Genomic DNA, 24,814 nt, shown 5'->3' on the forward strand with positions numbered 1-24,814 from the left:
CGTGGGAGCGTGGCTTGTCCCGCGATTGGCGGCGCAGCCGTCATGAAACCAGGCGACCGAGGTGTATCAGACATACCGCGTTTGCACGGTTTGCTGCCGCTTCGCGCCAGATCGCAGGCCAGCCAGCTCCCACGCCTTCGGCAGAAGCGGTTCGGTGTGCGCCGGTCGTTTGATGCAGGCCGATGCGGTCCGTGGCGGCTTTTGATTCTGGCCGAAGCGGCCCGTCGGCTTTTGATTCTGGCCGGAGGCCGTGGGAGCGTGGCTTGTCCCGCGATTGGCGGCGCAGCCGTCATGAAACCAGGCGACCGAGGTGTATCAGACATACCGAGTTTGCACGGTTTACTGCCGCTTCGCGCCAGATCGCAGGCAAGCCAGCTCCCACGCCTTCGGCAGAAGCGAATCCGTGTGCGCCCGAGCTTTGATGCTGGCCGAAGCGGCCCGTGGCGGCTTTTGATTCTGGCCGAAGGCCGTGGGAGCGTGGCTTGTCCCGCGATTGGCGGCGCAGCCGTCATGAACCCTTGCACTCACTTGCACGCCATTGCACCAGAATCTGCGCAGCCCGCGGTCCGCACGGGGTGTAGCCCATCCGGTTTGAAAAGGGATTGTGTGACGCCCGTCGGATTTTTTTCAAAATGCTACAGCAGTAGCCGATACCTCCTACATGACCAGAAAGGAGGCTATCGCCGATGTTTAACAGAAAACTCAAAATGCAGCTGGATGCACAAGCCGCTGAATTGCTGGAGCTGCGGCAGCTGCGCGATGGCGTGGAGCGCGAGATGCTTACGCTGAGCATCGACCCTACGTTCACTGTCATCTCCTGCAACGACAACTTTGCATCGGCACTGGGCCAGACACCGGCTCAACTGCAGGGACGGCCCATGTCTGAGATCGTGCCGCCCTACGTGACCAAGCTGAAGTGCTTCCAGGATTTTCGTACGGCAGTGGCGACGGGTCGTTCCATCACGGATGAATACCGTTATCTGCACGCCGACGGTTCACTGGTCTGGATACGCGCGCATTGCCAACCGGTCAAAGACGCCACGGGGGCTCTGAGCCACGTCGTCTGTTTTGCCACCGACATCACCGAGCGGCTGGAGAAAGCTTCCGAGAATTCGTCATTCATCGAGGCGCTGCTGCGTTCGACGGCGGTCATTGAATTCGACCTGAAAGGGCATGTGCTGACCGCCAACGACCAGTTCCTCAAAGCCATGGGTTACAGCCTCAGCCAGGCCAAGGGCAGCCATCACCGGATTTTCTGCCACCCCGAGGAGACGAACTCGCCCAAGTACAAGGAATTCTGGGCGACGCTGAACCGGGGCGAGTTTGTCGCCGGTCGCTTCGAACGGGTCGATGCCCACGGCCAGACGGTCTGGCTGGAGGCCACCTACAACCCGGTCTACGACACCGAAGGCAACCTGCACAAGGTGGTCAAGTTCGCGACCGTGGTCTCCGACCAGGTAAGGCGCGAACAGGAAGTCGGCACGGCGGCAGAGACGGCCTTCCAGATATCCCAACAGACCGATGTCAGCGCCCAGCGGGGCGCGGTGGTGGTCAACGACACCGTATTGACCATGCAAAAGATCGCCAACGACATGCAGGCCGCGTCCGGTGGTGTCGAGGCGTTGGGCAAACAGTCCCTGTTGATCAGCTCCATCATTCAGACCATCAGCAGCATCGCCCAGCAAACCAACCTGCTGGCGCTGAACGCCGCCATCGAAGCGGCCCGGGCCGGCGAGCAAGGGCGCGGGTTCGCCGTGGTGGCCGATGAAGTCCGCCAGCTGGCGGGGCGTACCAGTACCGCCACCGAGGAAATCGCCGCCGTGGTCCTGCAGAACCAGAAGTTGGTCAACGAAACGGTCGGCGAGATGGCCAACAGCAAACAGCAGGCGGAACAGGGCTTGCACCTGGCCACCCAGGCCGGTGAGGTCATCGTCGAGATTCAGGACGGGGCGCGCCGGGTGGTGGACGCCGTGGGCAGGTTCGCCAATCAGTTGTCGTAGGCCGCAAAGGGCAGTCGGGGAGGGCGCGGCCTTGCGAGCCGGCGTCATCGCGGCGCTGAATGTCCATTGATCGGCGTCAGGGGCCGGGCGCGCTTTATCCATGGAATGGCCCTGCATTTGCCGTGTATGATCGGCAAAGTGGCGCAACGCTATCACTTCATGTCGAGTCAAAAGTCCGTTACCCGACGCTCGAAGTGGCCTATTGATTCATGCACCCGTAAACGGCAGCCCTTGAGTAATACGATGGAACACCCTGAAGACCCGCTATCGATCGAAGCACAACGGTGTCAACGAATCGAAGAGCTGTGCCTGCTCGATCATGAGCGCGACGAGGCATTCGACCAGATCATCGCGATCTGCGTCGCATACTTTCGGGCGCCCATCGTGCTCATTTCCATCGTTGACCAGCACCGGCAATGGTTTATCGCCAAAGTCGGCCTGCGCGCCGACCACACCCCACGCGCTGAGTCGTTCTGCGCCTACACCCTGCACACCCATGAGTTTCTCGAGGTGCCGGACGCCACCCTCGATCCCCGCTTCCGGGACAACCCGCTGGTCACCGGCATGCCCAATATCCGGTACTACGCCGGCGAGCCGCTGACCACATACGACGGCCTGGGCCTGGGCACCCTGTGCCTTATCGATACCGTGCCCAGACCGCCGATGAGCGCCGAAGACCGGTTGATGCTCACCCAGCTGACGGGTCTGGTGATGACCCGGATCATGGCGTTGCGCTCCCGGAACTACGTGGACGTCAACACCGGGCTTCACAACCGCCTGCGCTTTGAAGAAGACATCGTGGCGGCCCGGCTGGACGCGCCTGATCACTTCATCGCGGCGATCGACATCCTCTCGCCGGGCTTTTTCAATGACGTGGTCAAGACCCTGGGCTACGACTTTTCCAGCAGCCTGATGGTGGCTATCAAGGACCGCCTGCTGGCGCTGATGCCTGGCACGTGCCGGTTGTACAAGATCGGCCCGACCCGCTTCGGCCTGCTGCTGCCGGCCCACACCGGCGAAGCGCAGTGCCAGGCCATCGTCAATGACTTCAAGACACCGGTGGTGTGTCAGGACATTCCGTTGTTGATGACCGTGGGCATCGGTCTGCTGGGGGTGGAGCAGGCGGGTCTGTCGTCCCGGCAGTCCCTGCGCCTGGCGATCAGTGCCGCCGACGATGCGCGAGGCAAGCTGCCCGGCTGGGGACACTACGAGCGCACGCTGGACACCCAGCAACAGCGCACCTTTACGCTGCTGCGTTCGTTGATCACCGCCATGCAGAGCAACGATCAACTGCGGCTGGTCTACCAGCCCCGGATCCACATGACCACCGGCGAATGCACGTCGGTGGAAGCGCTGCTGCGCTGGGAACATCCGACGCTGGGCGCGGTGTCCCCGGCGGAATTCATTCCGCTGGCGGAGAAAACCGCGCTCATGGGCCAGCTCAGCCTGTGGGTGTTGCGCACCGCCATCACCCAGGCGGCGCAGTGGCAACGTGCGGGGCTGCGCTTCAAGGTGTCGATCAATGCCACGGTCAACGACCTGGAGTCGCCGCACTTCACCGATGCGCTCATTGCGCTGACGAAAAAGGCGGACGTGGACCCCCACTTGCTTGAAGTCGAAGTCACCGAAAGCGCGCGTATCGTCGCCTTCGACACCGTCGTCAAGCACCTGGACCGTTTGTGCGACAGCGGGGTGGAGATCGCCATCGATGATTTCGGCACCGGCTACAGCAACTGGTCCCACCTGCAGCAACTGCCGGCCCGGGTGGTCAAGCTGGATCAATCGCTGATCGACAACCTGGCGCACAGCGAAAAGACCCAGTGCCTGGTGCGCACCCTGATTCATCTGGGCACTTCGTTGGGCTACCGGGTCGTGGCCGAAGGCGTCGAAACCCAGGAAAGCTTTCAACTGGTGAAAACCTGGGGCTGTCACGAAGTGCAGGGGTTCCTGATCGCCAGGCCCATGGACCCCGTCGCCGTGACGGACTGGCTGTCCCGGCGCACCGCCAAACGCGCCTGACCCCGGCGCGTCGGTTTTTTTTGCCCACGATTGCACGCAGCTGCATCCATTTGTCGATCTCAGCCGTATCTCCCTGCAGGGCAAAGGTGCGCTGACCGTTCGATCACGGGACAGGCCACCTTTGTGATCCATTCAGCGGAGGGCGACGGGACATTCATGTGGAAGCGCAAGCGTAGAAACACTCTGGGTCAGGACCTGGCTGACGTCGCCAACGAGCTAAGGGCGCTGGAGCTGCAGCTGATGGAAATCGCGGCCGATCTCGCCCACACGGCTTACCACCGTCATGCCGAGAAGGCGACGCGCATGGTGCTCACACTGCAGGAGCGCGAACGCCAGCTGCGCGACCACGCCAGCCGGCTGGCAGCCGACACGCCCCACGGGCGCCGGTCAACCGACGTGCAGAACGATGCCCAGTCCGATCACGCCTCGCGCCAGTGAACGGCGGCCCGGCCACCGCAGCCCCATGGCGAACCCCGGATTGTGAGCTATCTCTTGTGTCTGGCATTCCGCTGGATCAGGAAGAAACCATGCAATCGAATGTTGAACGTCCCTATCCCATCAGCTTCACCCATCCGAACGGGGAGGTCGCGAAAATCGATTTCATTTGGGGCAGCCCGTTGAGCATGGCGCCCATCGGAATCACGATCTGGCAGACCAGTGGCGTGGCGTTGAACAAGATTGGCGAAGAGAGTGGCAACTGGCTGACCTTTGCCGAAGCCCGTGCCCGGGCGCTGGTGCTCGCTCATCGCTGGCTGAAAAGGTGAGCTGGCCGCCCTGGGGGCGCGCGCCACGGCCCACCATTCGTCATGTGGCAGGCACCACCCCGGCCCGGTTTCAGTCCAACGCACTCATACGCCAGAGGGCACATGCCATGACCACCGTTGCAGACGACAGAAATGCGCAGAACGACCCGCAGCAACCGGATCAACCCGCCCCGGCCACGCCCGACACTGAGCTGACGACAGGGCAGACCGACGCTGAGCAGGGGCCTGTGCTGGATGACACCCCGGAATACCCGCTGTCGGCGCCGATGAAACCGGACGATCCGGAGCGCCGCAGCGAACAGTCCAAAGCCGAGACCGCAGGGTTGGCGGAAGAGGAGGTCGAAGCGGTGTCGGTGATCACCGAGCGACAGCGCTTCAGCTTCAAACTGGCGCTGGGCTCGACCTTGTTGATCGCGCTGTCGCTGGGGTTTGAGCTGGGGCGTCAGGTGTCGAAGCGACGCTGAGGATCGCGAGCACGCTCCCTCCCGCCATGCTGTCAGCTCCGTGAGAATCAGGCGCCTGAGGCAGGCGCCCGGTCTTTCTCCATTGAAGTATCTATTTGAGCCCGACACGCCTGCGCATGTCCGCCGTGATGGTTTGCCGTGTCTTGCCCAGGTCGGCCCACGGGTCGCTGTCCAGCTGGGCCAGTCGTTCGTGCAGGTTGTGGATGTTCCAGACGTTGGCGCCTTTGATCTCCAGCAGCTCTTCACGAAAGATCGGCACCGACACCGGCAGGCCTTCCCGGGTGCGCGCGGCGTACGCGCAAATGGTGGTGGCGCCCAGGCCGTTGCGCAGGTAGTCGACGAAGATGCGCCCGACTCGGTTCTTCGGCCCCGACACCGCCGAGAAGCGATCAGGCAGCAGCTTGGCGATGTGCTTGACGATGGCGTGGCTGAAATTCTTGACCGCGTCCCAGTCATCCTTCGGCGTCAGCGGCACCACCAGGTGAATGCCCTTGCCGCCGCTGGTCTTGAGGAAGGTGGTGAGGCCCAGTTCATCGAGCACGGTCAGCGTCAATTGGGTGGCTTCGACCATGCTTTTCCATGGCAGGGCGGGATCCGGGTCGAGGTCGAGGATGAAGCGGTCCGGCCGCTCCAGGTCTTTGGAGACGGCGTTCCAGCTGTGCAGCTCGATGGTGCTCATCTGCACCGCGCCGATCAGCGCCTCGACGTTATTGATCAGCATCACCGGGTGGCCGGTGTATGCCTTGCCCATGGTCTCGATGCCGGGGATGGCCAGGCCTTCGGCGTTCTTCTGAAAAAACAGCTGCCCGGCGATACCCTCCGGTGCCCGCACTAGCGCCACCGGCCGATTCGCCAGTTGCGGCAGTAACCAGTCGGACACGCTGATGTAGTAATCAGCGATGTCGCGCTTGGTGGCGCCGCTCACCGGATCGATCACGCGTTCGGGGTGGGTCAGCCGAATCTTGCCCGGAGTGGCGGCGGCGGTGTTTTTGCTCGGGCGAGGTTTGACGACCTCGGCTTTATCCGCTGGCGGTTTGGCCTTCGCGGGCTTTTTCGTGGCGGCAGGCTTCCCGGCCTCAGACGCCGATGCCGGGCGCTCCTCGGTGATGGCCTTGGCCGGCTTGTCGGTGCGCATGCCATGGAAGACCGCGTGACGTACAGAGCCGTCCTTGGTGATCTCGGCAAACGCAATCTCGGCCAGCAGCACCGGTTTGAGCCAGTGCACGCCCTTGGCTTCAAAGCCGGTGGGCGGATTGACCACGGCGCTGCTCTTGATCTCCAGTGGCAGCAACTGATCGTAAATGGTCTTGAGCGTGGCTTCGTTGAACCCGGTGCCGACCTTGCCGGCAAACCGCAGTTCGCCGCTGTCGGCGTCATGCAGCCCCAGCAACAACGCGCCGAATTTACTGCGCGCGCCCTTGGGTTCGGTGTAGCCCACGACCACGAATTCCTGACGGCGTTTGCACTTGAGTTTGATCCAGTCGTTGCTGCGTCGGGACACGTACGTGCTGCCGACACGCTTGCCGATCAGCCCCTCCATTTTCATCTGGCAGGCGCTGTTGAGCAGGGCATCGGGTTCTTCACCGAGGTCCTCGGAGAAGCGCAGCACCTCGTCTTCGCTGCGTTCCAGCACCTTGGCCAGCGCGGCACGCCGCTGTTCCACGGGGACGTCCCGCAGGTCCATGCCGTTGAGGAAGGGAATGTCGAACAGGTAGTAAACGATGTGGCCGCTGCGGTTGGCTTCAAACGCGTTTTGCAGCGCCTGAAAATCCGGGACACCGTCGTCGTTGGCCACCACCACCTCGCCGTCGAGCCAGCCTGATTCCAGACCGAGGCTGGCCAGGGCTTCGGCCTGACGCGGCAGCTTGTGGGTCCAGTCGTGACCGTTGCGGGTGAACAGCTGCACCTTGCCGTGGTCGATCCGGGCCATGACCCGATAGCCGTCAAACTTGATTTCGTAGCGCCAGTCGCCCTCGGGGGCCGATTCCACCAGCGTCGCCAGCTCCGGCTTGATGCTCTCCGGCAGATCGGCCGATTGCGCGCCGTCCAGTACGGCCTTGCCGGGTTTGCTGCGGGGGGCGGGGACTTTTTCCACCGGCTTGGGCGAAGCAGATTTGCCACCCCGTTTTTTGGCGACGATGGAGCGCTCGCTGAGCACGCTGTGGGGTTCTGTCTTGACCACGTCGTACTCGGTTTCCGGACGGGCGAATTCATCCTGGTGCTTGATCAGGAACCACTGTTCCTGCTTGCCGGCGATGTGGGTCTTGACCAGGTTCCAGACGCCGCCGAGCTTTTCGCCCTTGAGCTCGAATTTCAGCCGGCCCTTGGCGTAGGCCTCGGCCGGGTCGGTGAGCGGCACCCAGACCCCACGGTCCCAGACGATGACCTCGCCCGCGCCGTAGTGCCCTTCGGGGATGCTGCCTTCGAAGGTGGCGTAGTCAATGGGGTGATCTTCGACATGAACCGCCAGGCGTTTGGCCTTGGGGTCCAGGGACGGCCCCTTGGGCACGGCCCAGCTTTTCAGGGTGCCGTCCAGCTCCAGGCGGAAATCGTAATGCAGCCGGCTGGCGTCGTGCTTCTGGATGCAGAACTGCAGGGCGTGGGCGGCCCGGGTTTTCTTGGACGAGCGCCTGGGTTTTGTCTGGCTGGCGCCGGACGGCTCCGGCGTGGCATCGAAGTCGCGCTTTCGGTTGTATTCGTCCAAAGCGTCGGCCATGGCTCATCCCTCGCTGGTGTAAGCAAAAGAGCCTGCCGCCGACGAGGAGTTCCGGGGTGTGGATGATTGGTGCAGAGCGCGGGGTAGGGTGATCAGCCTTGGTTGGCGTCCGAGAACCAGCGTGGGAGGGAGCGTGGGCGCGATGAACAACGGGTTCTGCGTTCGTCTGATGCCCAGGCCAGGCACCCACCTGTAGGAGCGAACTTGTTTGCGAAGGGGGCTTGACTGTCTACGTCATTCATCGCCCGGCACATCGCTTCGCGAACATGTTCGCTCCTACATGTGGTCGGCGTTGCCGCAAAAGCTGCGACTGAACGCTGATCCCGTGGGAGCGGACAGGTAGGCGAGATCAGGCTGGGTAGATTCAGGCAACCACGGGCAGCGGGTGCGGGGCCTCTATTCGGGATTTGAGGGTGTCGGCGAATTCCATGGCCTCGGCCATGCTGCGAAAGGTGACGGGGTAGTTATCCAGTCTGACGAGCCAGTCGGGGCCGCACACTGCCTTTTCGATTTTGATTGTCACGAGCAATTCCTCCATCAAAGGGTTGGGGATCGTCTGTTCACAGCGGTAAATACCAGAACCGCCCGCGGCTGTGCGAGCGTTCATGCCTGAATCGACCATGGGCTGGCAGAGGCTGACCCATGGACCGCCATCAAGCGGGGGCAGCGTAGCAGACCCCGGCCGATTTATCCTGAACGGCCGGACGATGACGCCACGCGCAGCTTGCGCATCATGTCGCGCTTCTTGTCGTGGTGCGGTTGCATCCGTCTGAGCAGATCGTCCAGGGTCGCAATGGCCTTGAGAATGTGCGGGCCTTTGTTGAGCATCACGCACTCGGCGCGAACCCCCATGGCCGCGTCGGTGATTTCCGCCCGGGTCGGCGCGCCGGTCTTGGCCAGGGTTTCCAGCACCTGCGTGGCCCAGATCACCGGCACGTGCGCCGCTTCGCACAGGCACAGGATTTCTTCCTGGATCTCAGCCGTGCGTTCAAAGCCGGATTCCACGGCCAGGTCGCCGCGGGCAATCATCACCCCCAGGCGCGGAATGGCCATGCCGGCGAGCAGCAATTCGGGGAGGTTTTCGAAGCCGGCCCGGGTCTCGATTTTCAGGACCACACCCAGGTGCCGCGCGTCCAGCCGTTCCAGGTGCGCCAGCAATGAGCGCACGTCATCCGCCTGATTGACGAACGACAGCTCAACGATGTCCGCATGCTGCGCGGCGAACGCCAGGGCAAGCAGGTCATCTTCGGACAGCGCGTCGAGTTTCAGGTCGGTGGCCGGCAGATTAATGCCTTTGTCGGCCTTGAGTTTCACCCCGTCGGGGGCGTGCTCGATCCTGATCTCGAGGGTGTCGCCGGCGCTGGACAGGACTACGCCACCGATCTTTCCGTCATCGAACCAGATCGGGTCGCCCGCCGCCGCCTTGAACACGGCAGGCGAATCACAACTGATGCGCGCCGGGGCGATCAAGGTACCCGTCTGATCGAGGCGCGCGGGCTGGCCTTCTCCCTCGCCGTGTTCGAGGATCAGCGTGTCGCCTTCGTACAGTTTGATCGAACAGGGCCGGGCTGGCACTGCGATCACCTTGCCGGACGCCTTGCGCCCCGGCGCGCCCTCGATCTTCAGGACGGTGCCGGGCACCAGGTACGCGGCCTTGTTCAGCGCCACCCGGCAACCGGCGTCGTCGATGTCCGTGACCTGCATCCGGCGCTTGGCCTCGCGGGCATCCCTGAATGCGATGACGTCGCCGATGTGCAGATGACTGAGCCATTTGCGCGACACCTGCACGCAGTCCTCGCCCAGTGTTTCACCGGCAGTGAGGCAGGCGACGCCGGGCGCTTGCACCTTGCCCAACGCATCGCGCAGCGGGCGTATTTTCAGCACCGGCGCGCGCGATGCCAACGGGCCAGTCCGCAACTTCGGCCCGGCCAGGTCCATCACGACCTGGCAGGGTTTGCCAAGGGTCTGGCTGGCGCTGCGCAGGTGTTCAATCATTCGCAGCCAGGTGTCTGGGCCGTCATGGGCGCAATTGATGCGCTGGCAACTCATGCCGGCGGCCAGCATGCGCTCCACCTGCTGATAGTCGTCGGCGGCCTCGGCGGGCATGGTGACCATGATCCTCACGGCCCGGTCCCATGGATGCTCGCCGAACAGCGCCAGGCCGTGGTCCTGCAAGGCCGATGTGTTGATCGACGGATTAGGTTCCAGGGGCGCGAAGTGGCTGTCCTCGTTGTCGGTCGTCAGGCGTTGCAGCACCTCGATCACCCGGTCCACCGAGCCCATGACATCGCGCTCGCAACGGCCCAGCGACGACAATCCCAGCCCCGCCAGTTGCGTCTGCAACAGCCGGATGTCGTGGCGTCGCAGGGCCAGGTAGCTCAGCAGGTTGACCGCGCTGGCGCGGTAGTCTTCGTCGACGTGGGCGGTCTCGGCGCACCCGGCGGCGGCGTGCATTTTGCGGCGCAGGAACAACAGCGTTTTCAGCGCCGCCTGCAACGCGCGCTGGTCGGCGTGTGCGGCGGCGGGTGGCAGGGCGGCGGGCAGCGGCTTCATGGTGCGCACTCAGAACAGGGCGTGAAACAGCGTGTACAGCCCGGCCGACAGGAGCATCGCCGCCGGCAGCGTGAACACCCAGGCCAGCAGCAGATTGCGAACCGTCGCCATCTGGATGCCGCTGCCGTTGGCGGCCATGGCCCCGGCCACCCCCGATGACAGGACGTGGGTGGTGGAGACCGGCAAACCGAACGCATCAGCGGCGCCGATGGTGGCCATGGTCACCATTTCAGCGCTGGCCCCTTGCGCGTAAGTCAGGTGGCTTTTGCCGATCTTTTCACCGACGGTGATCACAATCCGTCGCCAGCCCACCAAGGTGCCGAGGCCCAGGGCAATCGCCACCGCCACCTTGACCCAGAACGGAATGAAACGCGTGGCTTCGTCGATCTGCTGCTTGAACGCGTTGAGGTTGTCGCGGGTGGCCTGGGGCAGGTCGATCAGCTTCTGCTGATTCATCAGGCGAATGGTTTCGGAGCTGAGAAACATGTCGTTGCGCACGTTGTGCATGGCCTGGGACGGCACATTGTTCAAGGTGCCGTAGCTGCCGACTTCCTTGGCGATCAGGTCCACCACGCCGGTCAACGCGGGCACCAGATCTTGCGGCGCTTCGCGGGTGCGCACGTATGCCAGCAGCACGGCGCGGGGATCGGCAGGCAAGGCGCCGGGTGCGGCTTTCGCCAGACCGTCGTGGGTCACTTGAGCCACAGCGACAAACTGGGTGGTCTGGGTGACCGGTACCGCGCGGTTGAGGGCGTAGGCCATGGGCAAGGTGCCGACCAGAATCAGCATGATCAGGCCCATGCCTTTCTGGCCGTCATTGGAGCCGTGGGCAAACGACACGCCGCTGCAGGTCAGGATCAACAGGCCGCGAATCCAGGGCGGTGGCGGCTTGTTGCCCACCGGTTCCTGATACAGCTCCTTTTGCTTGACCAGCAGGCGCAACAGCAGCAACAGGCCGGCGGCGCAGACGAAGCCCACCAGCGGGGAGAGCAGCAGGGCGTAGCCGACTTTGGTGACTTGCGACCAGTCCACGCCCTGGGTGCCGGAGCGACCGTCGAGCCAGGCGCTGGCAATGCCGACGCCCAGGATCGAGCCGATCAGGGTGTGGGACGAGGAGGCGGGCAGGCCCATCCACCAGGTGCCCAGGTTCCAGATGATCGCCGCAATCAGCAGCGCGAAAATCATCACGAAACCGTTGCTGGAACCGACCTGCAGGATCATGTCCACCGGCAGCAGCGCGACCACGCTGAACGCCACCGCGCCGCTGGAAAGCAGCACGCCGGTGAAATTGCACAGCCCCGACCACACCACCGCGACGTTGGCCGGCAGCGAGTGGGTGTAGATCACCGTGGCGACCGCGTTGGCGGTGTCATGGAAACCGTTGACGAATTCAAAACCCAGGGCAATCACCAGAGCCACCGCCAATAACCCGTACGGCAACCAAGTGGTGACCACCGCCCCGGCCTGGTCAACGTCACGGAAGATGCCCCACGCGCTGAATATCAGTCCGCCCACCAGCAAAACGCCGAACAGCAGCAGGGTGAGCGGGCCCATCCGGTGATCGAGGCGGGGACGAACGACAGCGGGATGGGCGGGAAGGGAATGTTCCATGTGCACCTCATGGTTTCTGGATGTTTCAAAGCTAGAACCTTCAGGTGACAGTTTTCCTACACGCCTGTAGCGCCTGACGGGAAACGGCGGAAAACTGACGGACGGATGGAGACGTCGGGTGCCGGTGTCTGCTGTCATGCGTCGTGTTCAGGCGAAGCAGGCGATGAGGCGGGCGTCGACACCGTTGCGTCGAATGACCCGGCGGTGCGGTATGATCCCCGGCTGTACCTGCGGCTATGCGCCCTGTGTCATCCGTTTTGCCCCTGGAGGCTGCGGCAATGCCGGATTACTTATTTAGGTGCTGAATGTCGAGTTCTGAATTTTCCCTTGAACGCCCACTCACGACCGCCGCTCAGCGTGCGGTGCTGATGAAGAACATTCTGGACGACGACGTCGTCAATCTGCAGGCGCCTTGTCCGGAGGGCCACTTACCGGAAATAACCGCTGCGGAGCTGGCCGACGGTTACCGCCTGGCCTGGCAGCTGTTGTCGAGGGAGGTGGACATCCCGGCGACACGCCGGCTGGTCGCGCGCATTGCGGCCAGAGGGTCGGCGACCGCCGAAGAGGCTGCCCGCTACAAGGACATCCGCGCGCGCTTCAAGAAAGTGCGGTTCGCCTGCGCCAACTACAGCGAGCAACACACCTATCCTGAGCGCCTGGACTACATCACTCGGCTGATGGGGCGCTTTCAGGACGCGTTCAAGAACGGGCAACGACGACGCACCCTATGGCTGGGCATCAAACTGTGCGTCCGCCTGCGCAATAATTTCTTTTCCCGGTTGCACGACACCCTGCTTGAAGCCAGACTTTCGACCCTTGACAGTTTCCAGCGCTACATCGCGTCGGAGAACCGGCAGTTGATCGACATCGCTGGCGAAGACGCCGTGCTGACCGCCCGGCAATTTCACGATCTGCGCAAGATCATCAGTCGCCGCATGGCGCTGAGCGACACCCGCCGCGCGCTGTGTCCCTCGCCCGAATACGATGCGATGTCCCTGTTTCTGGCCACCATCAATGGCCTGATGGGGCGCATGCACGATGACCTTGTGGTGAAAAAACTGCAGGACAAGCTCGGCTATGAGCACGAGTTGATTACTTTTCCACCCGAGATATCGGCCCGGATACGGGCGCTGGCACTGACTTAACGAGGTTTATCAGGATTTATGGAGTTCAGCAGGATAACGGGGCGCAAGGCCCCGATCATTGCCATCGTCGGATCGGACGGCAGCGGGAAATCGACGGTCAGCGAAGAAGTGCTGACGTTCATGTCGAGCTATGGGCCTACCACGTTGTGCCACTTGGGCAAACAGACCGGTAATTTGCGTCGGGCCATGCGCAAACATGCGTTCGGCCAGAAAGTCGACAGCCGGATCACCAAGGTCGGCGCGTCGGCCCGGCAGAAGGGCATCTCCGGCCCGGTCGCCCTGGTGATGTTTCTTGCCTCCATGCGGCGTGTAGTGCGTTTTACCCGGATGTCGGTGTACCGCGCCATGGGCCATTCGATTGTCGCCGACCGTTACCCGCAGATCGTCGAGCCGGGGGAAATGGACGGCCCTCATCTGACCAATCGCTACCTGTCGGACTTTGGCGCCAAGGCGCTGATGCGCGTGGAATTCTGGCTGTACAAGAAGATGACGTCGGTGCGCCCGGACGTGGTGCTGCGGCTCAACGTCGACGTCGAAACCGCCTTCGCCCGCAAGCCTGATCACAAATACACGTCGCTGGAAAAAAAGATCGGCATCGTGCCCAAGCTGTCCTTCAATGGGGCGCCCATCGTCGACATCGATTCCACCGAACCCCTCGAGAAGGTGCTCGAGCAGGCGCGTGAAGCCGTGGCGGCGGTCATGGCGTGTTACCCGACCGCCAGATAAACACCTGTAGGCGCTTGAATGAGATCGGTGATCGTCCCCACGCCCCGCGTGGGGATGCATCCCTGACGCGGAGCGTCATTCAAGGCGCTACCACGCGGAGCGTGGGAGCGATCAACCCCTCAATCCATTCCGCCGACTCTGTAGGCGCCAACTTGTTGGCGAAGCGGTTTACTCAGGAAAAACCGGTCAACCCATGCGGTACATACGGCGCTTCCAGCCGCTTGATCTCGTCTTCGCTGAGCACTAGTTCCATCGCCCCGATGGCATCGTCCAGCTGAGCCGCTTTCGAGGCGCCGACGATGGGGGCTGACACGCCGCGCTGAGCCAATACCCAGGCCAGGGCGACCTGCGCCATGGGCACGCCGCGTTCCCCGGCTACGTGCTCGACCACATCGATCACCCGGCCGTCTTCCACTTCAGTCGCCTCATAAAACGACTGCCCGGAGATGTCGGTTTTGGTGCGTGCGGTCTGCTGGCCATGGGGCCGGGTCAGCCGGCCGCGGGCCATCGGGCTCCAGGGCATCAGCCCCACACCTTGATCCAGGCACAGCGGAATCATCTCCCGTTGCTCTTCCCGGTACAGCAGGTTCAGGTAATTCTGCATGGAGACGAACCTGCTCCAGCCGTTGACCACCGCCACGTGCTGCGCCTTGGCGAATTGCCAGGCGTACATGGATGAAGCGCCGATGTATCGGGCCTTACCGGCCTTGACCACGTCGTGGAGGGCCTCCATGGTTTCTTCGATCGGGGTGTCGTAATCCCAGCGATGGATCTGGAACAGGTCGACGTAATCGGTGCCGAGGCGGGTCAGGCTGGCGTCGATGCTGGCCAGAATGGCTTTGCGCGAGAGGCCTTTTTCATTGGGCTTGGTCGAGCCTTTCCACATGTTCGCCGGGTAGAACACCTTGGTGGCGATCACGGTTTCGTCCCGACGGGTGAATTCCTTCAGCAGCTTGCCGACGATGGTTTCCGAGGTGCCGGCGGAGTAACTGTTGGCGGTGTCAAAAAAATTGATGCCGTGCTCCACCGCCCGTTTGATGATCGGCCGGCTTGCCGCTTCGTCCAGGGTCCAGGGGTGCGTCCCGGCATCCGGTTCGCCAAAGGTCATGCACCCCAGGCACAGCCTGGAGATGTCCAGCCCGGTACTGCCCAGCTTTACGTACTTCATGAATCCTCCGTCAGATCAAAAATCGGCTCAGGCACCTGCCGTACACGCAGGCGTACACCGCGCGGCGTCTGCGCCCACGGTGTTATGGCCCGTCCGGGTTCAATTCGTTCAGGCTTTCGGGCAGCTGCTCATGTCACTCATCAGGCCAATGTCGCTGGCGAACGGGTTGGAGGCGGGGGTGCTGGTCCAGGGCAAGAAGGGCAGCGTGAACCTCCGGGCGCGAGGTCTGCAGGTGGTCGCGCGCGCCGGACCAGTGGCTGACCACGCAGGCGAGGATTTCCACAGCGCCGGGTGTGTCGGGACGCCAGGCGGGTGTCGCCATGAAGACATCGCAGAATGTGTCCCAATAGCCGTGCAGACGGCGGGTGGCGCCCTGGATCAGCGCGTCTGCGGGCGCTTTTTCGTCGGTGGGCAGCCAGCGTTCCGGGTAATCAATGATCCCGATGGCGGCGTAGCAATTAGCCGTGATGAACACCAGGGCGCGCAATTGTTGAGCGCGCGTCGCAGGGTCGGCGGACAGCAGCCCGGAGGCCGGATACTCAAGCCCGAGGGCGATGAGGATGGCCGCGCTTTCGCTAAGTACGGTGCCGTCAGGACGCTCGAGGACGGGGACTTGCCCCAGCGGATTGACCCGGTTGAGTTGCGCTTTATCGGGTTCATCGCCCCAGGAACTGATGGACATCAATTGGTAATCGGCCCCACAGCATTTCAGGGCCATTTCGATGGCGGCGGAACCGGAGCGCGCCGCTCCATATAACGTGTACATGACGTCTCCATCCTCTGACCGGACAAGTGGCGGTTGCGGGTGCGTTTGCTCAAGCGCACCCGTTCTACCTTAGCCCAGTGCCCGGACCGCCTCCAGGGTTGTGTCGATGTCCGCCGGGCTGTTGACGATGCCTGCGGAAAACCGCGCCGTGGAGTGCCGGTACGGGGTCGCGTTGATGATGATGTTTTGGCGCTTGAGTGCCTTCACCACCTCCACGGGTGTGCGGCCCTTGATGTCGCAGCAGACGATGCCGGCGGACAGTTCCGCTTCGAGCGGGGTGTGCAGGGTCACGTGGGGCATGCGCGCCAGCCCTTCCTTCAGCTGGCCGTTGAGCTCGGCCACGCGGTGGGCGATGCGGGTGCGGCCGATTTTTTCGATGAATTGGAACGCTTCAAGGGTCGCCCACTGGTTCTCAAAGGCCAGGAAACCGCCGGGGCTGACCCAGGCGGCCTGGGTCGGTCCATGGGGTGCGCGGACCTGGCGCCAGGCTTCCATGGTTTCCCCGGACATGATGGTCGGGATGGTGGGGATGATGCGTGTCCAGTTTTCTTCGCTGGCCCACACCAGCCCTGTGCCGTGGGGCCCCAGAATCCATTTATGGGTGCCGGCACTGAAAAAGTCGCAGCCCAGCGAAGCGACATCTTCGTCCACGCAGCCAAAGCCGTGCACGCCGTCCACCACCAGCAGGATTCGATCCTGCTCGCTTCGCTGTTGGTTGGCCTGGGCAATCACGTCGGCCATGGCCCTGATCGGCAGTCGCACCCCGGTCCCGGAATGCACCCAGGTCATGGCGACGATCCGGGTCTCGAGCCTGATAGCTGCCCTGAGCTGTTCCACCATCCGATCTGCAGTCGCCTCGGCGCGCTGCGTATACAGGTCGATGCGCCGAATACTGCCGCCCCCTTTCAGGACCGCCAGGCGCATGGCTTCGTCGTGGGTGTACCACTCGTGGGTGGTGGTCAGGATTTCGTCGTCCGCCTTGAGGGTCAGGCCGTTGTAAATCATTGCCAGTCCCTGGGTGGTGCTGGTGGTCAGCGCCACTTCCTGGGGTTGGCCGCCGATGTACTGAGCGGCGGCCTCGCACACCTTGCGCCAGGCGGCGGCATCGGCCTGGCCGAACATGTTGTCTTCCAGATAGGAATAGGGGTTTTGCTCAAACGCCTGGCGATGGCGGGAAAGGGCCTGGCGCACGGGCAGCGGGCTGGAGGCCAGGAAGAAGTTGGACAGGTGGATGACGTCCGGCGACAGGTTGAACTGCGCCCGAACGCACGCCCAGTCTTGAGCGTCCAGGGTGTCGTTCCCTGCCTGAGGCGCCGCGAGACCGAGGTTATTCAGGGCGCCATTGCTGAGGGCGTCTGCTGCTGACGTCGGTGTGAATAACGATTGACGGCCGGCCACTGACATAGTGTTTCTCCTTGAAAAAATGGCTCAGGCAACGGACTGAGTGGTGGGGGCGTGAGTGCGCAGCGAGACGCTGTCGAACAAGGCCTCGATCCATTGCCGGGTCAGGGCCGGGGAGGCGGTCTCGATGATCCCGGTCAAGGGCGCTTCATGGGCGGAGTAGGTGACGTGCCCGGGCAACGGGGCACCCTTGGGCAGCTCGTGCCACTGGATGATGTTGGGGCTGTCACGAAACGGGCGCGCGCCGCTCAGGCCCGCATAAAGGGCGTGTGCCTGCCCATGGCCGGGAAACACGAACCAGCCAAAGGAGGATGGGCTCGCCACGGTCTGGGGGAAGCGCTCGTCGTCGAGCTCGCCCACATGAATGCGCAGTTCCAGCGAGGGCAGGTGCAGGCCGGTGGCCAGCTCGAAAGTTGTCACCACATCGGCGCCGCCGACGCGATTGCCGACCTCCAGGAACACCGGCTGGCCGTTATCAATGATGGCCTCCAGATGGAAGCTGCCCTCGCGCAGCGCGACCGCGTCCAGCACCCGGCTGACCCAGGCGTGCGTGCATGCCGTGGTCGTGAGCTGATAGGAACCCAGGGGGCGGGCCCGGTCCATGTACGCCAGGCACGTGCCGATGTAGCGGCTGCTGGTCAGGGCGAGGATCCGCCCGTTTCGCACCAGCCCGTCGTAATGGTGAATGGGCCCGTGGATGAAGGCCTCGACCTGGTAATCCTGCGAGTTGGCGAGGCTGCCATTTTTGATCTGCTGGCGGATGACGTGCCACGCGTGCGCCGGCGTGTCGAACACGCTGATATCCACGCTCGAGGCGCCGCTGTGGGGCTTGAGCACCGTCTTGCCCCTCCAGCGGGCGCTGCGATGGTCGTCCAGAAACGTCTGGAGCGGCAGGAAGTCAGGCACCCTCAGCCCGGCACGGGACACCGCGCCCTTCATCAGTACCTTGTTGCGCACCAGCGCGACCTGTTCAACCGAAGCGCCGGGCACGTTGAAGCGCTGCCTCAGGCGAGCCGCATCGAGCAGCTCGTATTCGGACATCGACACAATGCGATCAAAGACCGACGACTGCTGTGCCAGCCACGCGCACACTTCCTCATAAGTCGACTGGAGCCCGGCGCGCGCCACCCGGGTGCAGGGCAGGTCGTGGGGCAGGTTAGCCAGTGCCTCTGCTTTGCCGATGTAAGTCACCCGATGCGCGGCGTGGTCAATGCCCCGGTGGTATTGAATGCGGTCGTAAGGGATGCGATGCAGGATCAGAATGTCCATTTGATGTAACTCTCCATTCACAGCGTGGGCGCACGTGCCCGGTCAGGACGCCAGGCGTTGGCGTGTCGGCCTCTCGGCAATGCGCTCGAACGCCGCCAGCCAGTGCCGTTGCAAAGTGCTGACGACCTCGCGGATGTCGACCTCTGGCGTGTGCAGGGTGATGCAGGCCTGCGCGACAAAATCACTGTTGTCCCGTGGCGTCGCGTGCAGCGTGCGTCCGCCGACCGGCAGCCAGGTGACGTCGTGGGCGATCAGCGCCTGCGGGGCCAGCCCATGAGCCCGGGCGGTTGCCGCCAGGGCCTGTTCGAACAGCGGGCGGTCGCGGTCGTCGTGTCCGGTTTCGAAATAACGGTCACCGGACACGCCGAGCATCACGGTGGCGGCACTGCATCGCGGCACGGGCATCCGGTCAGGCACCGGCCCCCCGAACACTGAATCCACCCAGGTTTGATACAAATGCACGCCATACACCCAGTGCGCCAGGTCCCAGATCTTCATCCCGCCCGGTCGCCGGTTGGGCTCGACGACACCGGCGCGTGTGCCGTCATCGCTTAACTTGATTTCATTGTGAAAGGGCCCGTCCCGCTGCCCGATCAGGCGATTGACCTGCTGGCCGGCGCGCAACACGGTCTCGCGCTCCAGCGCAGAAAGTTGCGCGGGTAACACCTGGGCCAGCTCCACCGGGTAGCGGCCCTTGGCGCTGACCTTTTCGGTGATGAAGGCCAACTGACCCAGTCCGTCGTACGAGAATTCCCGACGCAACGGGATGATCTGCTCAGCAATGACCCCGGCCGACACGTAAGGCCGCACTTCGTCAAACGCTGCGACCGGGTCGCCGCCACGGGTGACGAGGACGACGCCCCGGTTGTTGCCCTCGCACATGGGCTTGACCACAAACCCTTCGGGGTGACGGGCGGCGAAGGCCCGGAGGTCGTCGAGGCCACGGACCGCGACGAAGTCGGGGACCATGACCCTCAGTGACTCAAGCCGGGTGCGGTGAACCTCCTCGCTCAGGCGATAGGTGTATTTGTTGAACGCGCCCAGGGCCAGCCGGGCATCGTCGACCTTGAGGCCCAGGCGCTCTAGCAGGGCCGCGCCACTGGACACGGCGTTGTCGGAAAACACCAGGCCGGCGGTAATCCCATCGGCTGCCGTGCCCATCGACCAGAGGGCCTTGTCGACGAATTCAGGGTCCAGCGGGTCCGCATCGAACACCCGGTCCGCCAGGGTAAAATCCAGTGGCTGCGGGTTGGCCCGGATCAGGTAAGTGTGGGCATTCCATCGCTGTCGCGCGTGATCGCGCAGATGCAGCACGTCGGCAATGCGGCTCAGGTTGTAATCAATGATCAGCAGCACGGGCGTGGTTAACGTCATGTCGTTTTTCCTCCCTGTCAGGCGGTGGGGCGCAAAGGGGCGCTGACGCCTTGGCGGTAAGGATGGACGTGGTGGCCGGCATGCTCGGCGGCGGGTGTTGCGCCGACGTAGCGGATGTCGATCGCCTCTACGGACAGCGCGCGCAGCAGCGGGATTTTGACAGGCGCTTCGGCCCTGTTGAACGCCCAGAGCACCTGCCCGAGAAACACTTCCCGGGCCTGCGGTGCAACGACGTCGCCGGCGTGCAGCAGAACGTGAGCGACCACCGGCGGCACCGCCAAAGGTCGCAGCGCCACCGTTTCCAGCACCCCGCTGTGGGCGAAGTACACCCGGAAAAACGTACCGGTATCGCTGGGGCTAACGCCCTGCCGGTCATAGGCCAGCCCCCGCAGATACGCTGCGTAGGTGTGCCAGGCGGACGGGTCGCCGATGCGGGCGCTGATCAGCAGGTCCAGCCACAGACCGAGCAGGCTGGTGTGTGTCATCGCGCGTACACTGTGGGAAATCAGGCTGCCACCCACCCGCGGGTTGACCTCGATCAGGTCCCAGCGTTGGCCATCGAAGCGCGCTTCGATATGAAAGCAGCCCCAGGTCATGCCGAGACTGGCGGCCAGCGCCTGAACCCACTGAATACCCGCAGCGGTTTGTGCCTGGCTCAAGCTGATGGGAGGGCTGGCGCAGCAGTCTTCCAGCACGGTGTCGTCGGCTTGCGTGACTTCACATTTTTCGTGCACGGCCACCACAAACGCCTGGCCGTCGACGATCAGCGTTTCAAAGCTGTATTCCTGGCCACGCACGTAGTCTTCAGCCATGAACGTCAGTTCACCGTTGAAAGCCGAGGCATACACCGTGTCGTGTTGCGCGCCCTCGCGGATGGCCTGAAGCGACGCCCAGGTGGTCTCGGGGCGCAACGGGAAGGCGGCGTAGGAGGCGATCCCGTGAATCGGCTTGATGAAAAAATGGCGCTCCTGACGCTTGAGCCGTTCCAGCGTGAGCGGCGTCAGTTTGACCGCACGCACCGTGGAAAGCCCGGCGTCGGCCACCTGGTTGCGCACCGCCAGCTTGTCCCTGATGCGCAACACGTCATCGACCGACAGGTCGTGAATCCCCAGGCGCTGATTGGCGTGGGCCATCAGGTGGCGATAGCCTTCCCACACCGACAGGCAGCACTCCACGGTTTCACCCTGTTCACGCAGGTCAGCGATAAACCCGTCGACGTCCGCTTGCTGCAGGACATGGGAGGGCGTGGCTTTTAACCGGTGCACCGAGTTGCGAATGTGGTCCAGACGTTGCGGGAGATGTTCAGGCAACGGCAACGAAGACAACACGAAGCACTTGAGTGCCCGGCTTTCGAGTTCCTGAATGATGTCTTCCAGAAAAGAGAAACCACAGTGACTTAATACCAATACGCCGCCCGTATAGACATTCATCGCCTGCCTCCTTTTATGCTGCTTCAGTCAGTTTGTGAGCAAGGGTGTCTTCGTAAAGCTCGGTGAAATACAGCGCGAGTATTCGTTGATGTTCTTGCAAATAGCGTTTTAATGAATCGATGTCCGTCTCGTCATTTATCAGCAAGCGCAGTGCCGCCCAGACTTCTCCAGGATGGTCATCGTTGATATCGGTGTGAGCGTGTGAAATCTGGCCGGACAGTTTGTTTTCACCCACCGAGGCTTTCAGTGCCTCGATCTTGTTGGGCTCCAGTTTGACGTTTACATACTCCACCAGATAGGAATAAGCGACGACGCCCAACGGCCCTTCATGATCCAGCAGATAAGAAAAGAACCCGCTCAACAACTTGGTCGACAAGTAAGGTTCAGTCGCCAGAAACTGTTCACGGGAAATGCCCACTTTAAGCAAGTCCTGTATGAACAATTCATCGTGGAGCATTTCTTCCTGTTGGTAATTGGCCCAGAGCTGCGCGGCCTCCGGGCTGAGCTTGGCGATTTCAGCCAGGGCCTTGGCCTCTGAAACCCGCAGCATGCGGATGCGCCAGGCGGTTTCGATCAGGTGCCGGTTGTAATAATCCGCGTCGACGTGCTGGCCCTCGAGATGGGCCGCTTGAGGGACCGTCTTGTACCAGTCCGCCACTTGTTGATCGATCAACCCATCAATGTGCGAACGCAGCGCTGATGCCGCTGCCGCGTTCAAGTAAGGGGTTCGATGACCATATCCAACATTCTTTACTCGGTTCGACATCACTCTTTTCCTTCCATAGGGCAATAGTGTGCTTCCAGGTATGTATGCAGTGAGTTACGGTCGCATAAGGCCTTTTCCTTTGAGTGATGGAACGTTCAAGGCGCACTGACAGGTTCAACCAACAGGTTGTACGGTGACCGGTCCTTGCACCCGACATTGGCAGGCCAGCCTGTATTCAGGACTGTCGTAACCCAACAGGGTCAGAAACTCCGCTTCAGCTTCTGCTCGCGGGCTCAAGCCCGTCTCACCCGTTATCACTTTAATAACGCAGGCGCCGCACGCGCCCATGCGACAGCCAAAGGGAATAAGGCCCTTACCGCCGGTTTCATAGTCGATGTCCGTCAACGGCGTGTGGGTGGGTAATACAAACGCCACGTTGTGCGGGGCGACGGTCAAAACATGCAAGGCCATGGGTAGTCCTGTTTATCCTTAAACATGGAATTAATGTCCTTTAATCGCCCTCACGTTTGGGCTTACAGGCTGGGGTCGACCTGCTCGCTCTTGCGTGTCAAACCCCAGACGATCAGCGCAAGCCCGCTGAAAAACGCACCCAGCGCGCAGACCGCGAACCAGCCCCAGAACGCGAAGACTTGCGTGGCAGCGATTGCACCCACGGCACTGCCGAACGAGTAGAAAATCATATAGGCACCTATCAAGCGGCTTTGGGCGTCCGGTCGGGCCGCCAGGATCATGCTCTGGTTGGTGACGTGAACGGCCTGGACCGCGAAGTCCAGCACCACGATACCCAGCACCAGCGCCAACAGCGACGATTGCGCAAAACCGGTCGCCACCCAGGACAGGGTCAGCAGTGTCAGGGCCACGCCGGTGACGGTCTGCCCCAGCCCCTGGTCTGCCCAGCGCCCGGCCCTGGAGGCGGCGAGGGCGCCAGCGATGCCGGCCAGGCCGAACAGCCCGATCTGGGTGTGGGACAGTGAATAGGGCGGGGCGCTGAGGGGCAGGACCATTGAAGTCCAGAGCACGCTGAAGGCGGCGAACACCAGCAGCGCGAGCACCCCGCGGACCCGCAATTGCCGCTCGGTGAGAAAGAGCTGGAACACCGAAGCGATCAGTTGTCGGTAGGAGGTGTTGATCTGGGGCGCCGTCTGTCGGGGCATGGACCTGATCAGCAACCCGGCCATCAGCACCATCAGCAAGGCTGACACCCCGTACACCGCTCGCCATCCCGCCAGGTCCGCGAGGACCCCCGAGACAAAACGCGCCAGCAGGATGCCCAGCACAATGCCGCTGGTGACCGTGCCGACCGCCTGACCCCGCTGGGCCGGGGTGGCCAGGGCGGCGGTGTAGGCCACCAGGACCTGCACCACCACCGCCAGCAGTCCGACCGCCATCATGGCAGCCAGAAAAACGCCGAACCCCTGAGCGAAGCAGGCCACCACCAGCGCCAGCGCGGACAGCAACATCTGCCCGATGATCAGCAGCCGCCGGTTGAGCAGATCACCCAGCGGAACGATGAACAACAGGCCCAGGGCGTAGCCGATCTGGGTCGCCGTGACCACCACCCCAATGGTGCCGGGAGCCACCGACAGACTCCCGGCCATGGCGTCCAGCAGCGGCTGGGCAAAATAAATATTGGCCACCGCCAGCCCGCAGGTCACCGCGAACAACAGCGTCACCTGACGCGTCAGGTACTGCGCCGGTGTTGCGCGTCGGTGCGAGCCGGCCCGCAGCAGCAAGGCTTGCTCTGATGCACTGATCAGTCGCGGGACGTCCGATCCGGCCTTCGGGGTTTGCGATACATCAGCAGTCATGGGCCCAGTCCGTGGCAAAAAGAGGTTGCTAAAAAAAACCAGATGATTGTGTTTTAGCAAGGCTGGTTTTAATCTGCAACCACTTTTTTGGCATCAAGTGATGAACGTCGCTTGTTGCTTTCCTTACCAACGGAGGGGCCACGTCATTTCCCTTCTACTGTTTCATCGCTCCAACCCAGGACACGTGGTATGTCATTGATGACGGCCCGACGCATACCGGGCACACCTCTACCCCCTATCCAGGGTCGTTTTTTGAGCAAGGGTTCGTTTCAATGGCTAAGCAGGCATCTCTAGAGTCCAGTGAATGTCCGGTGGCACGGACGCTGGAAGCCATCGGTGATCGATGGTCGTTGATGATCATTCGCGATGCGTTCGACGACATGCGCCGCTTCAGCGAATTTCAGAAAAGCCTGGGTCTGGCTAAAAACATCCTGGCGTCGCGGTTGCGGGCGTTGGTGGCGCTGGGGTTGTTCGAGGTGCGGCCAGCCTCCGATGGCAGCGCCTACAAGGAATACGTGCTGACCGAGAAAGGGCGGTCGATCTTTCCCATCGTCGTGGGCCTGCGACAGTGGGGCGAACGCTACATGTTCAACGAGGGTGAATCCCACTCGGTACTGCTCGATAACGATGCGGGCCAACCGGTGCAGTTGCTGGAAGTCCGCTCCCGCAACGGCAAAAAAATCGAGCCCCTGGACTGTCATCGCCGGCTGGTGGTCAAGGCGGCGAGCTAAGCGGTGGCGTGTTGCGACGCTGGACGCAAGACCTCGGCGGCCCCGAGGTCTTCCGTCCGGGAGGTGGGCAGTATTTTGACTTTCGTTCCTTTCGAGAGTGAACTCAGAACACACCCCAGTAGGCGCTGCCGAGCCGCCGAAG

21 protein-coding genes are annotated in these 24,814 nt (G+C 62.7%); 8 read left to right on the forward strand and 13 right to left on the reverse strand.

What is annotated here, in order from left to right; translation table 11 throughout:
- Positions 1-686 precede the first annotated feature (686 nt).
- The 5 genes from ABQX22_RS21055 to ABQX22_RS21075 all read left to right on the forward strand — a co-directional run bounded on the left by ABQX22_RS21055 (position 687) and on the right by ABQX22_RS21075 (position 5,247).
- Entirely contained in the window at positions 687-2,000 is a 1,314-nt protein-coding gene (locus ABQX22_RS21055; RefSeq protein ID WP_349801793.1) for a methyl-accepting chemotaxis protein, read from the forward strand.
- Positions 2,001-2,243: 243 nt separating this feature from the next.
- A complete protein-coding gene (locus tag ABQX22_RS21060; protein WP_349801794.1) occupies positions 2,244-4,019 on the forward strand; it encodes a putative bifunctional diguanylate cyclase/phosphodiesterase in 1,776 nt (591 codons plus the stop codon).
- Between the two features lie 123 nt (positions 4,020-4,142).
- Positions 4,143-4,457 (forward strand): hypothetical protein, encoded by a 315-nt coding sequence (locus ABQX22_RS21065; protein ID WP_349801795.1) that lies wholly within the window; start codon positions 4,143-4,145, stop codon positions 4,455-4,457.
- Between the two features lie 89 nt (positions 4,458-4,546).
- A complete protein-coding gene (locus ABQX22_RS21070; protein WP_349801796.1) occupies positions 4,547-4,783 on the forward strand; it encodes a hypothetical protein in 237 nt (78 codons plus the stop codon).
- 107 nt (positions 4,784-4,890) lie between these two features.
- Positions 4,891-5,247 (forward strand): hypothetical protein, encoded by a 357-nt coding sequence (locus ABQX22_RS21075; RefSeq protein WP_349801797.1) that lies wholly within the window; start codon positions 4,891-4,893, stop codon positions 5,245-5,247.
- A 91-nt stretch (positions 5,248-5,338) separates the two neighbouring features.
- Here the strand turns inward: ABQX22_RS21075 and ligD are convergent, their stop codons facing one another.
- The 4 genes from ligD to ABQX22_RS21095 form a co-directional block, all read right to left on the reverse strand.
- Positions 5,339-7,963, reverse strand: a complete 2,625-nt coding sequence (gene ligD, locus ABQX22_RS21080) for a DNA ligase D (RefSeq protein WP_349801798.1) — start codon at positions 7,961-7,963, stop codon at positions 5,339-5,341.
- A 364-nt stretch (positions 7,964-8,327) separates the two neighbouring features.
- A complete protein-coding gene (locus tag ABQX22_RS21085) occupies positions 8,328-8,486 on the reverse strand; it encodes a hypothetical protein (RefSeq protein ID WP_349801799.1) in 159 nt (52 codons plus the stop codon).
- Positions 8,487-8,650: 164 nt separating this feature from the next.
- Complete coding sequence (locus tag ABQX22_RS21090) at positions 8,651-10,516, reverse strand: pyruvate kinase (RefSeq protein ID WP_349801800.1); 1,866 nt, start codon at positions 10,514-10,516, stop codon at positions 8,651-8,653.
- 9 nt (positions 10,517-10,525) lie between these two features.
- Positions 10,526-12,127 carry an inorganic phosphate transporter gene (locus ABQX22_RS21095; RefSeq protein WP_349801801.1) on the reverse strand — a complete coding sequence of 534 codons (1,602 nt, stop codon included), beginning with the start codon at positions 12,125-12,127 and terminating at the stop codon, positions 10,526-10,528.
- Between the two features lie 305 nt (positions 12,128-12,432).
- Between ABQX22_RS21095 and ABQX22_RS21100 the strand changes: the two genes are divergently transcribed.
- Together ABQX22_RS21100 and ABQX22_RS21105 are read left to right on the forward strand one after the other, a co-directional pair.
- Entirely contained in the window at positions 12,433-13,272 is an 840-nt protein-coding gene (locus ABQX22_RS21100; RefSeq protein WP_349801802.1) for a hypothetical protein, read from the forward strand.
- An 18-nt stretch (positions 13,273-13,290) separates the two neighbouring features.
- Positions 13,291-13,998 (forward strand): hypothetical protein, encoded by a 708-nt coding sequence (locus ABQX22_RS21105; protein ID WP_349801803.1) that lies wholly within the window; start codon positions 13,291-13,293, stop codon positions 13,996-13,998.
- Between the two features lie 172 nt (positions 13,999-14,170).
- Here the strand turns inward: ABQX22_RS21105 and ABQX22_RS21110 are convergent, their stop codons facing one another.
- The 9 genes from ABQX22_RS21110 to ABQX22_RS21150 form a co-directional block, all read right to left on the reverse strand.
- Complete coding sequence (locus ABQX22_RS21110) at positions 14,171-15,166, reverse strand: aldo/keto reductase (protein ID WP_349801804.1); 996 nt, start codon at positions 15,164-15,166, stop codon at positions 14,171-14,173.
- Between the two features lie 133 nt (positions 15,167-15,299).
- Entirely contained in the window at positions 15,300-15,932 is a 633-nt protein-coding gene (locus tag ABQX22_RS21115) for a glutathione S-transferase family protein (protein WP_349801805.1), read from the reverse strand.
- A gap of 69 nt (positions 15,933-16,001) precedes the next feature.
- On the reverse strand, positions 16,002-17,336 hold the full coding sequence (locus ABQX22_RS21120) for an aminotransferase class V-fold PLP-dependent enzyme (RefSeq protein WP_349801806.1): 1,335 nt from the start codon (positions 17,334-17,336) through the stop codon (positions 16,002-16,004).
- 24 nt (positions 17,337-17,360) lie between these two features.
- Positions 17,361-18,602, reverse strand: a complete 1,242-nt coding sequence (locus ABQX22_RS21125; protein ID WP_349801807.1) for an ATP-grasp domain-containing protein — start codon at positions 18,600-18,602, stop codon at positions 17,361-17,363.
- 42 nt (positions 18,603-18,644) lie between these two features.
- Positions 18,645-19,976, reverse strand: a complete 1,332-nt coding sequence (locus tag ABQX22_RS21130) for an ATP-grasp domain-containing protein (protein ID WP_349801808.1) — start codon at positions 19,974-19,976, stop codon at positions 18,645-18,647.
- 17 nt (positions 19,977-19,993) lie between these two features.
- Positions 19,994-21,406, reverse strand: a complete 1,413-nt coding sequence (locus ABQX22_RS21135; RefSeq protein WP_349801809.1) for an ATP-grasp domain-containing protein — start codon at positions 21,404-21,406, stop codon at positions 19,994-19,996.
- Positions 21,407-21,419: 13 nt separating this feature from the next.
- A complete protein-coding gene (locus tag ABQX22_RS21140; RefSeq protein ID WP_349801810.1) occupies positions 21,420-22,196 on the reverse strand; it encodes a hypothetical protein in 777 nt (258 codons plus the stop codon).
- A gap of 90 nt (positions 22,197-22,286) precedes the next feature.
- Positions 22,287-22,583 (reverse strand): 2Fe-2S iron-sulfur cluster-binding protein, encoded by a 297-nt coding sequence (locus tag ABQX22_RS21145; RefSeq protein WP_349801811.1) that lies wholly within the window; start codon positions 22,581-22,583, stop codon positions 22,287-22,289.
- A gap of 62 nt (positions 22,584-22,645) precedes the next feature.
- Positions 22,646-23,941, reverse strand: a complete 1,296-nt coding sequence (locus ABQX22_RS21150) for an MFS transporter (protein WP_349801812.1) — start codon at positions 23,939-23,941, stop codon at positions 22,646-22,648.
- 272 nt (positions 23,942-24,213) lie between these two features.
- Between ABQX22_RS21150 and ABQX22_RS21155 the strand changes: the two genes are divergently transcribed.
- Positions 24,214-24,672, forward strand: a complete 459-nt coding sequence (locus ABQX22_RS21155) for a winged helix-turn-helix transcriptional regulator (protein ID WP_349801813.1) — start codon at positions 24,214-24,216, stop codon at positions 24,670-24,672.
- Positions 24,673-24,814 lie beyond the last annotated feature (142 nt).

The sequence above is a fragment of the Xanthomonas sp. WHRI 1810A genome (genome assembly GCF_040202885.1).
Taxonomy (GTDB): domain Bacteria; phylum Pseudomonadota; class Gammaproteobacteria; order Pseudomonadales; family Pseudomonadaceae; genus Aquipseudomonas.

Coding starts and splice junctions, on each gene's coding strand:
- ABQX22_RS21055 (WP_349801793.1), top strand. CDS start 687: ATGTTTAACAGAAAACTCAAAATGCAGCTGGATGCACAAGCCGCTGAA.
- ABQX22_RS21060 (WP_349801794.1), top strand. CDS start 2,244: ATGGAACACCCTGAAGACCCGCTATCGATCGAAGCACAACGGTGTCAA.
- ABQX22_RS21070 (WP_349801796.1), top strand. CDS start 4,547: ATGCAATCGAATGTTGAACGTCCCTATCCCATCAGCTTCACCCATCCG.
- ABQX22_RS21075 (WP_349801797.1), top strand. CDS start 4,891: ATGACCACCGTTGCAGACGACAGAAATGCGCAGAACGACCCGCAGCAA.
- ligD (WP_349801798.1), bottom strand. CDS start 7,963: ATGGCCGACGCTTTGGACGAATACAACCGAAAGCGCGACTTCGATGCC.
- ABQX22_RS21090 (WP_349801800.1), bottom strand. CDS start 10,516: ATGAAGCCGCTGCCCGCCGCCCTGCCACCCGCCGCCGCACACGCCGAC.
- ABQX22_RS21095 (WP_349801801.1), bottom strand. CDS start 12,127: ATGGAACATTCCCTTCCCGCCCATCCCGCTGTCGTTCGTCCCCGCCTC.
- ABQX22_RS21100 (WP_349801802.1), top strand. CDS start 12,433: ATGTCGAGTTCTGAATTTTCCCTTGAACGCCCACTCACGACCGCCGCT.
- ABQX22_RS21105 (WP_349801803.1), top strand. CDS start 13,291: ATGGAGTTCAGCAGGATAACGGGGCGCAAGGCCCCGATCATTGCCATC.
- ABQX22_RS21110 (WP_349801804.1), bottom strand. CDS start 15,166: ATGAAGTACGTAAAGCTGGGCAGTACCGGGCTGGACATCTCCAGGCTG.
- ABQX22_RS21115 (WP_349801805.1), bottom strand. CDS start 15,932: ATGTACACGTTATATGGAGCGGCGCGCTCCGGTTCCGCCGCCATCGAA.
- ABQX22_RS21120 (WP_349801806.1), bottom strand. CDS start 17,336: ATGTCAGTGGCCGGCCGTCAATCGTTATTCACACCGACGTCAGCAGCA.
- ABQX22_RS21125 (WP_349801807.1), bottom strand. CDS start 18,602: ATGGACATTCTGATCCTGCATCGCATCCCTTACGACCGCATTCAATAC.
- ABQX22_RS21130 (WP_349801808.1), bottom strand. CDS start 19,976: ATGACGTTAACCACGCCCGTGCTGCTGATCATTGATTACAACCTGAGC.
- ABQX22_RS21135 (WP_349801809.1), bottom strand. CDS start 21,406: ATGAATGTCTATACGGGCGGCGTATTGGTATTAAGTCACTGTGGTTTC.
- ABQX22_RS21145 (WP_349801811.1), bottom strand. CDS start 22,583: ATGGCCTTGCATGTTTTGACCGTCGCCCCGCACAACGTGGCGTTTGTA.
- ABQX22_RS21150 (WP_349801812.1), bottom strand. CDS start 23,941: ATGACTGCTGATGTATCGCAAACCCCGAAGGCCGGATCGGACGTCCCG.
- ABQX22_RS21155 (WP_349801813.1), top strand. CDS start 24,214: ATGGCTAAGCAGGCATCTCTAGAGTCCAGTGAATGTCCGGTGGCACGG.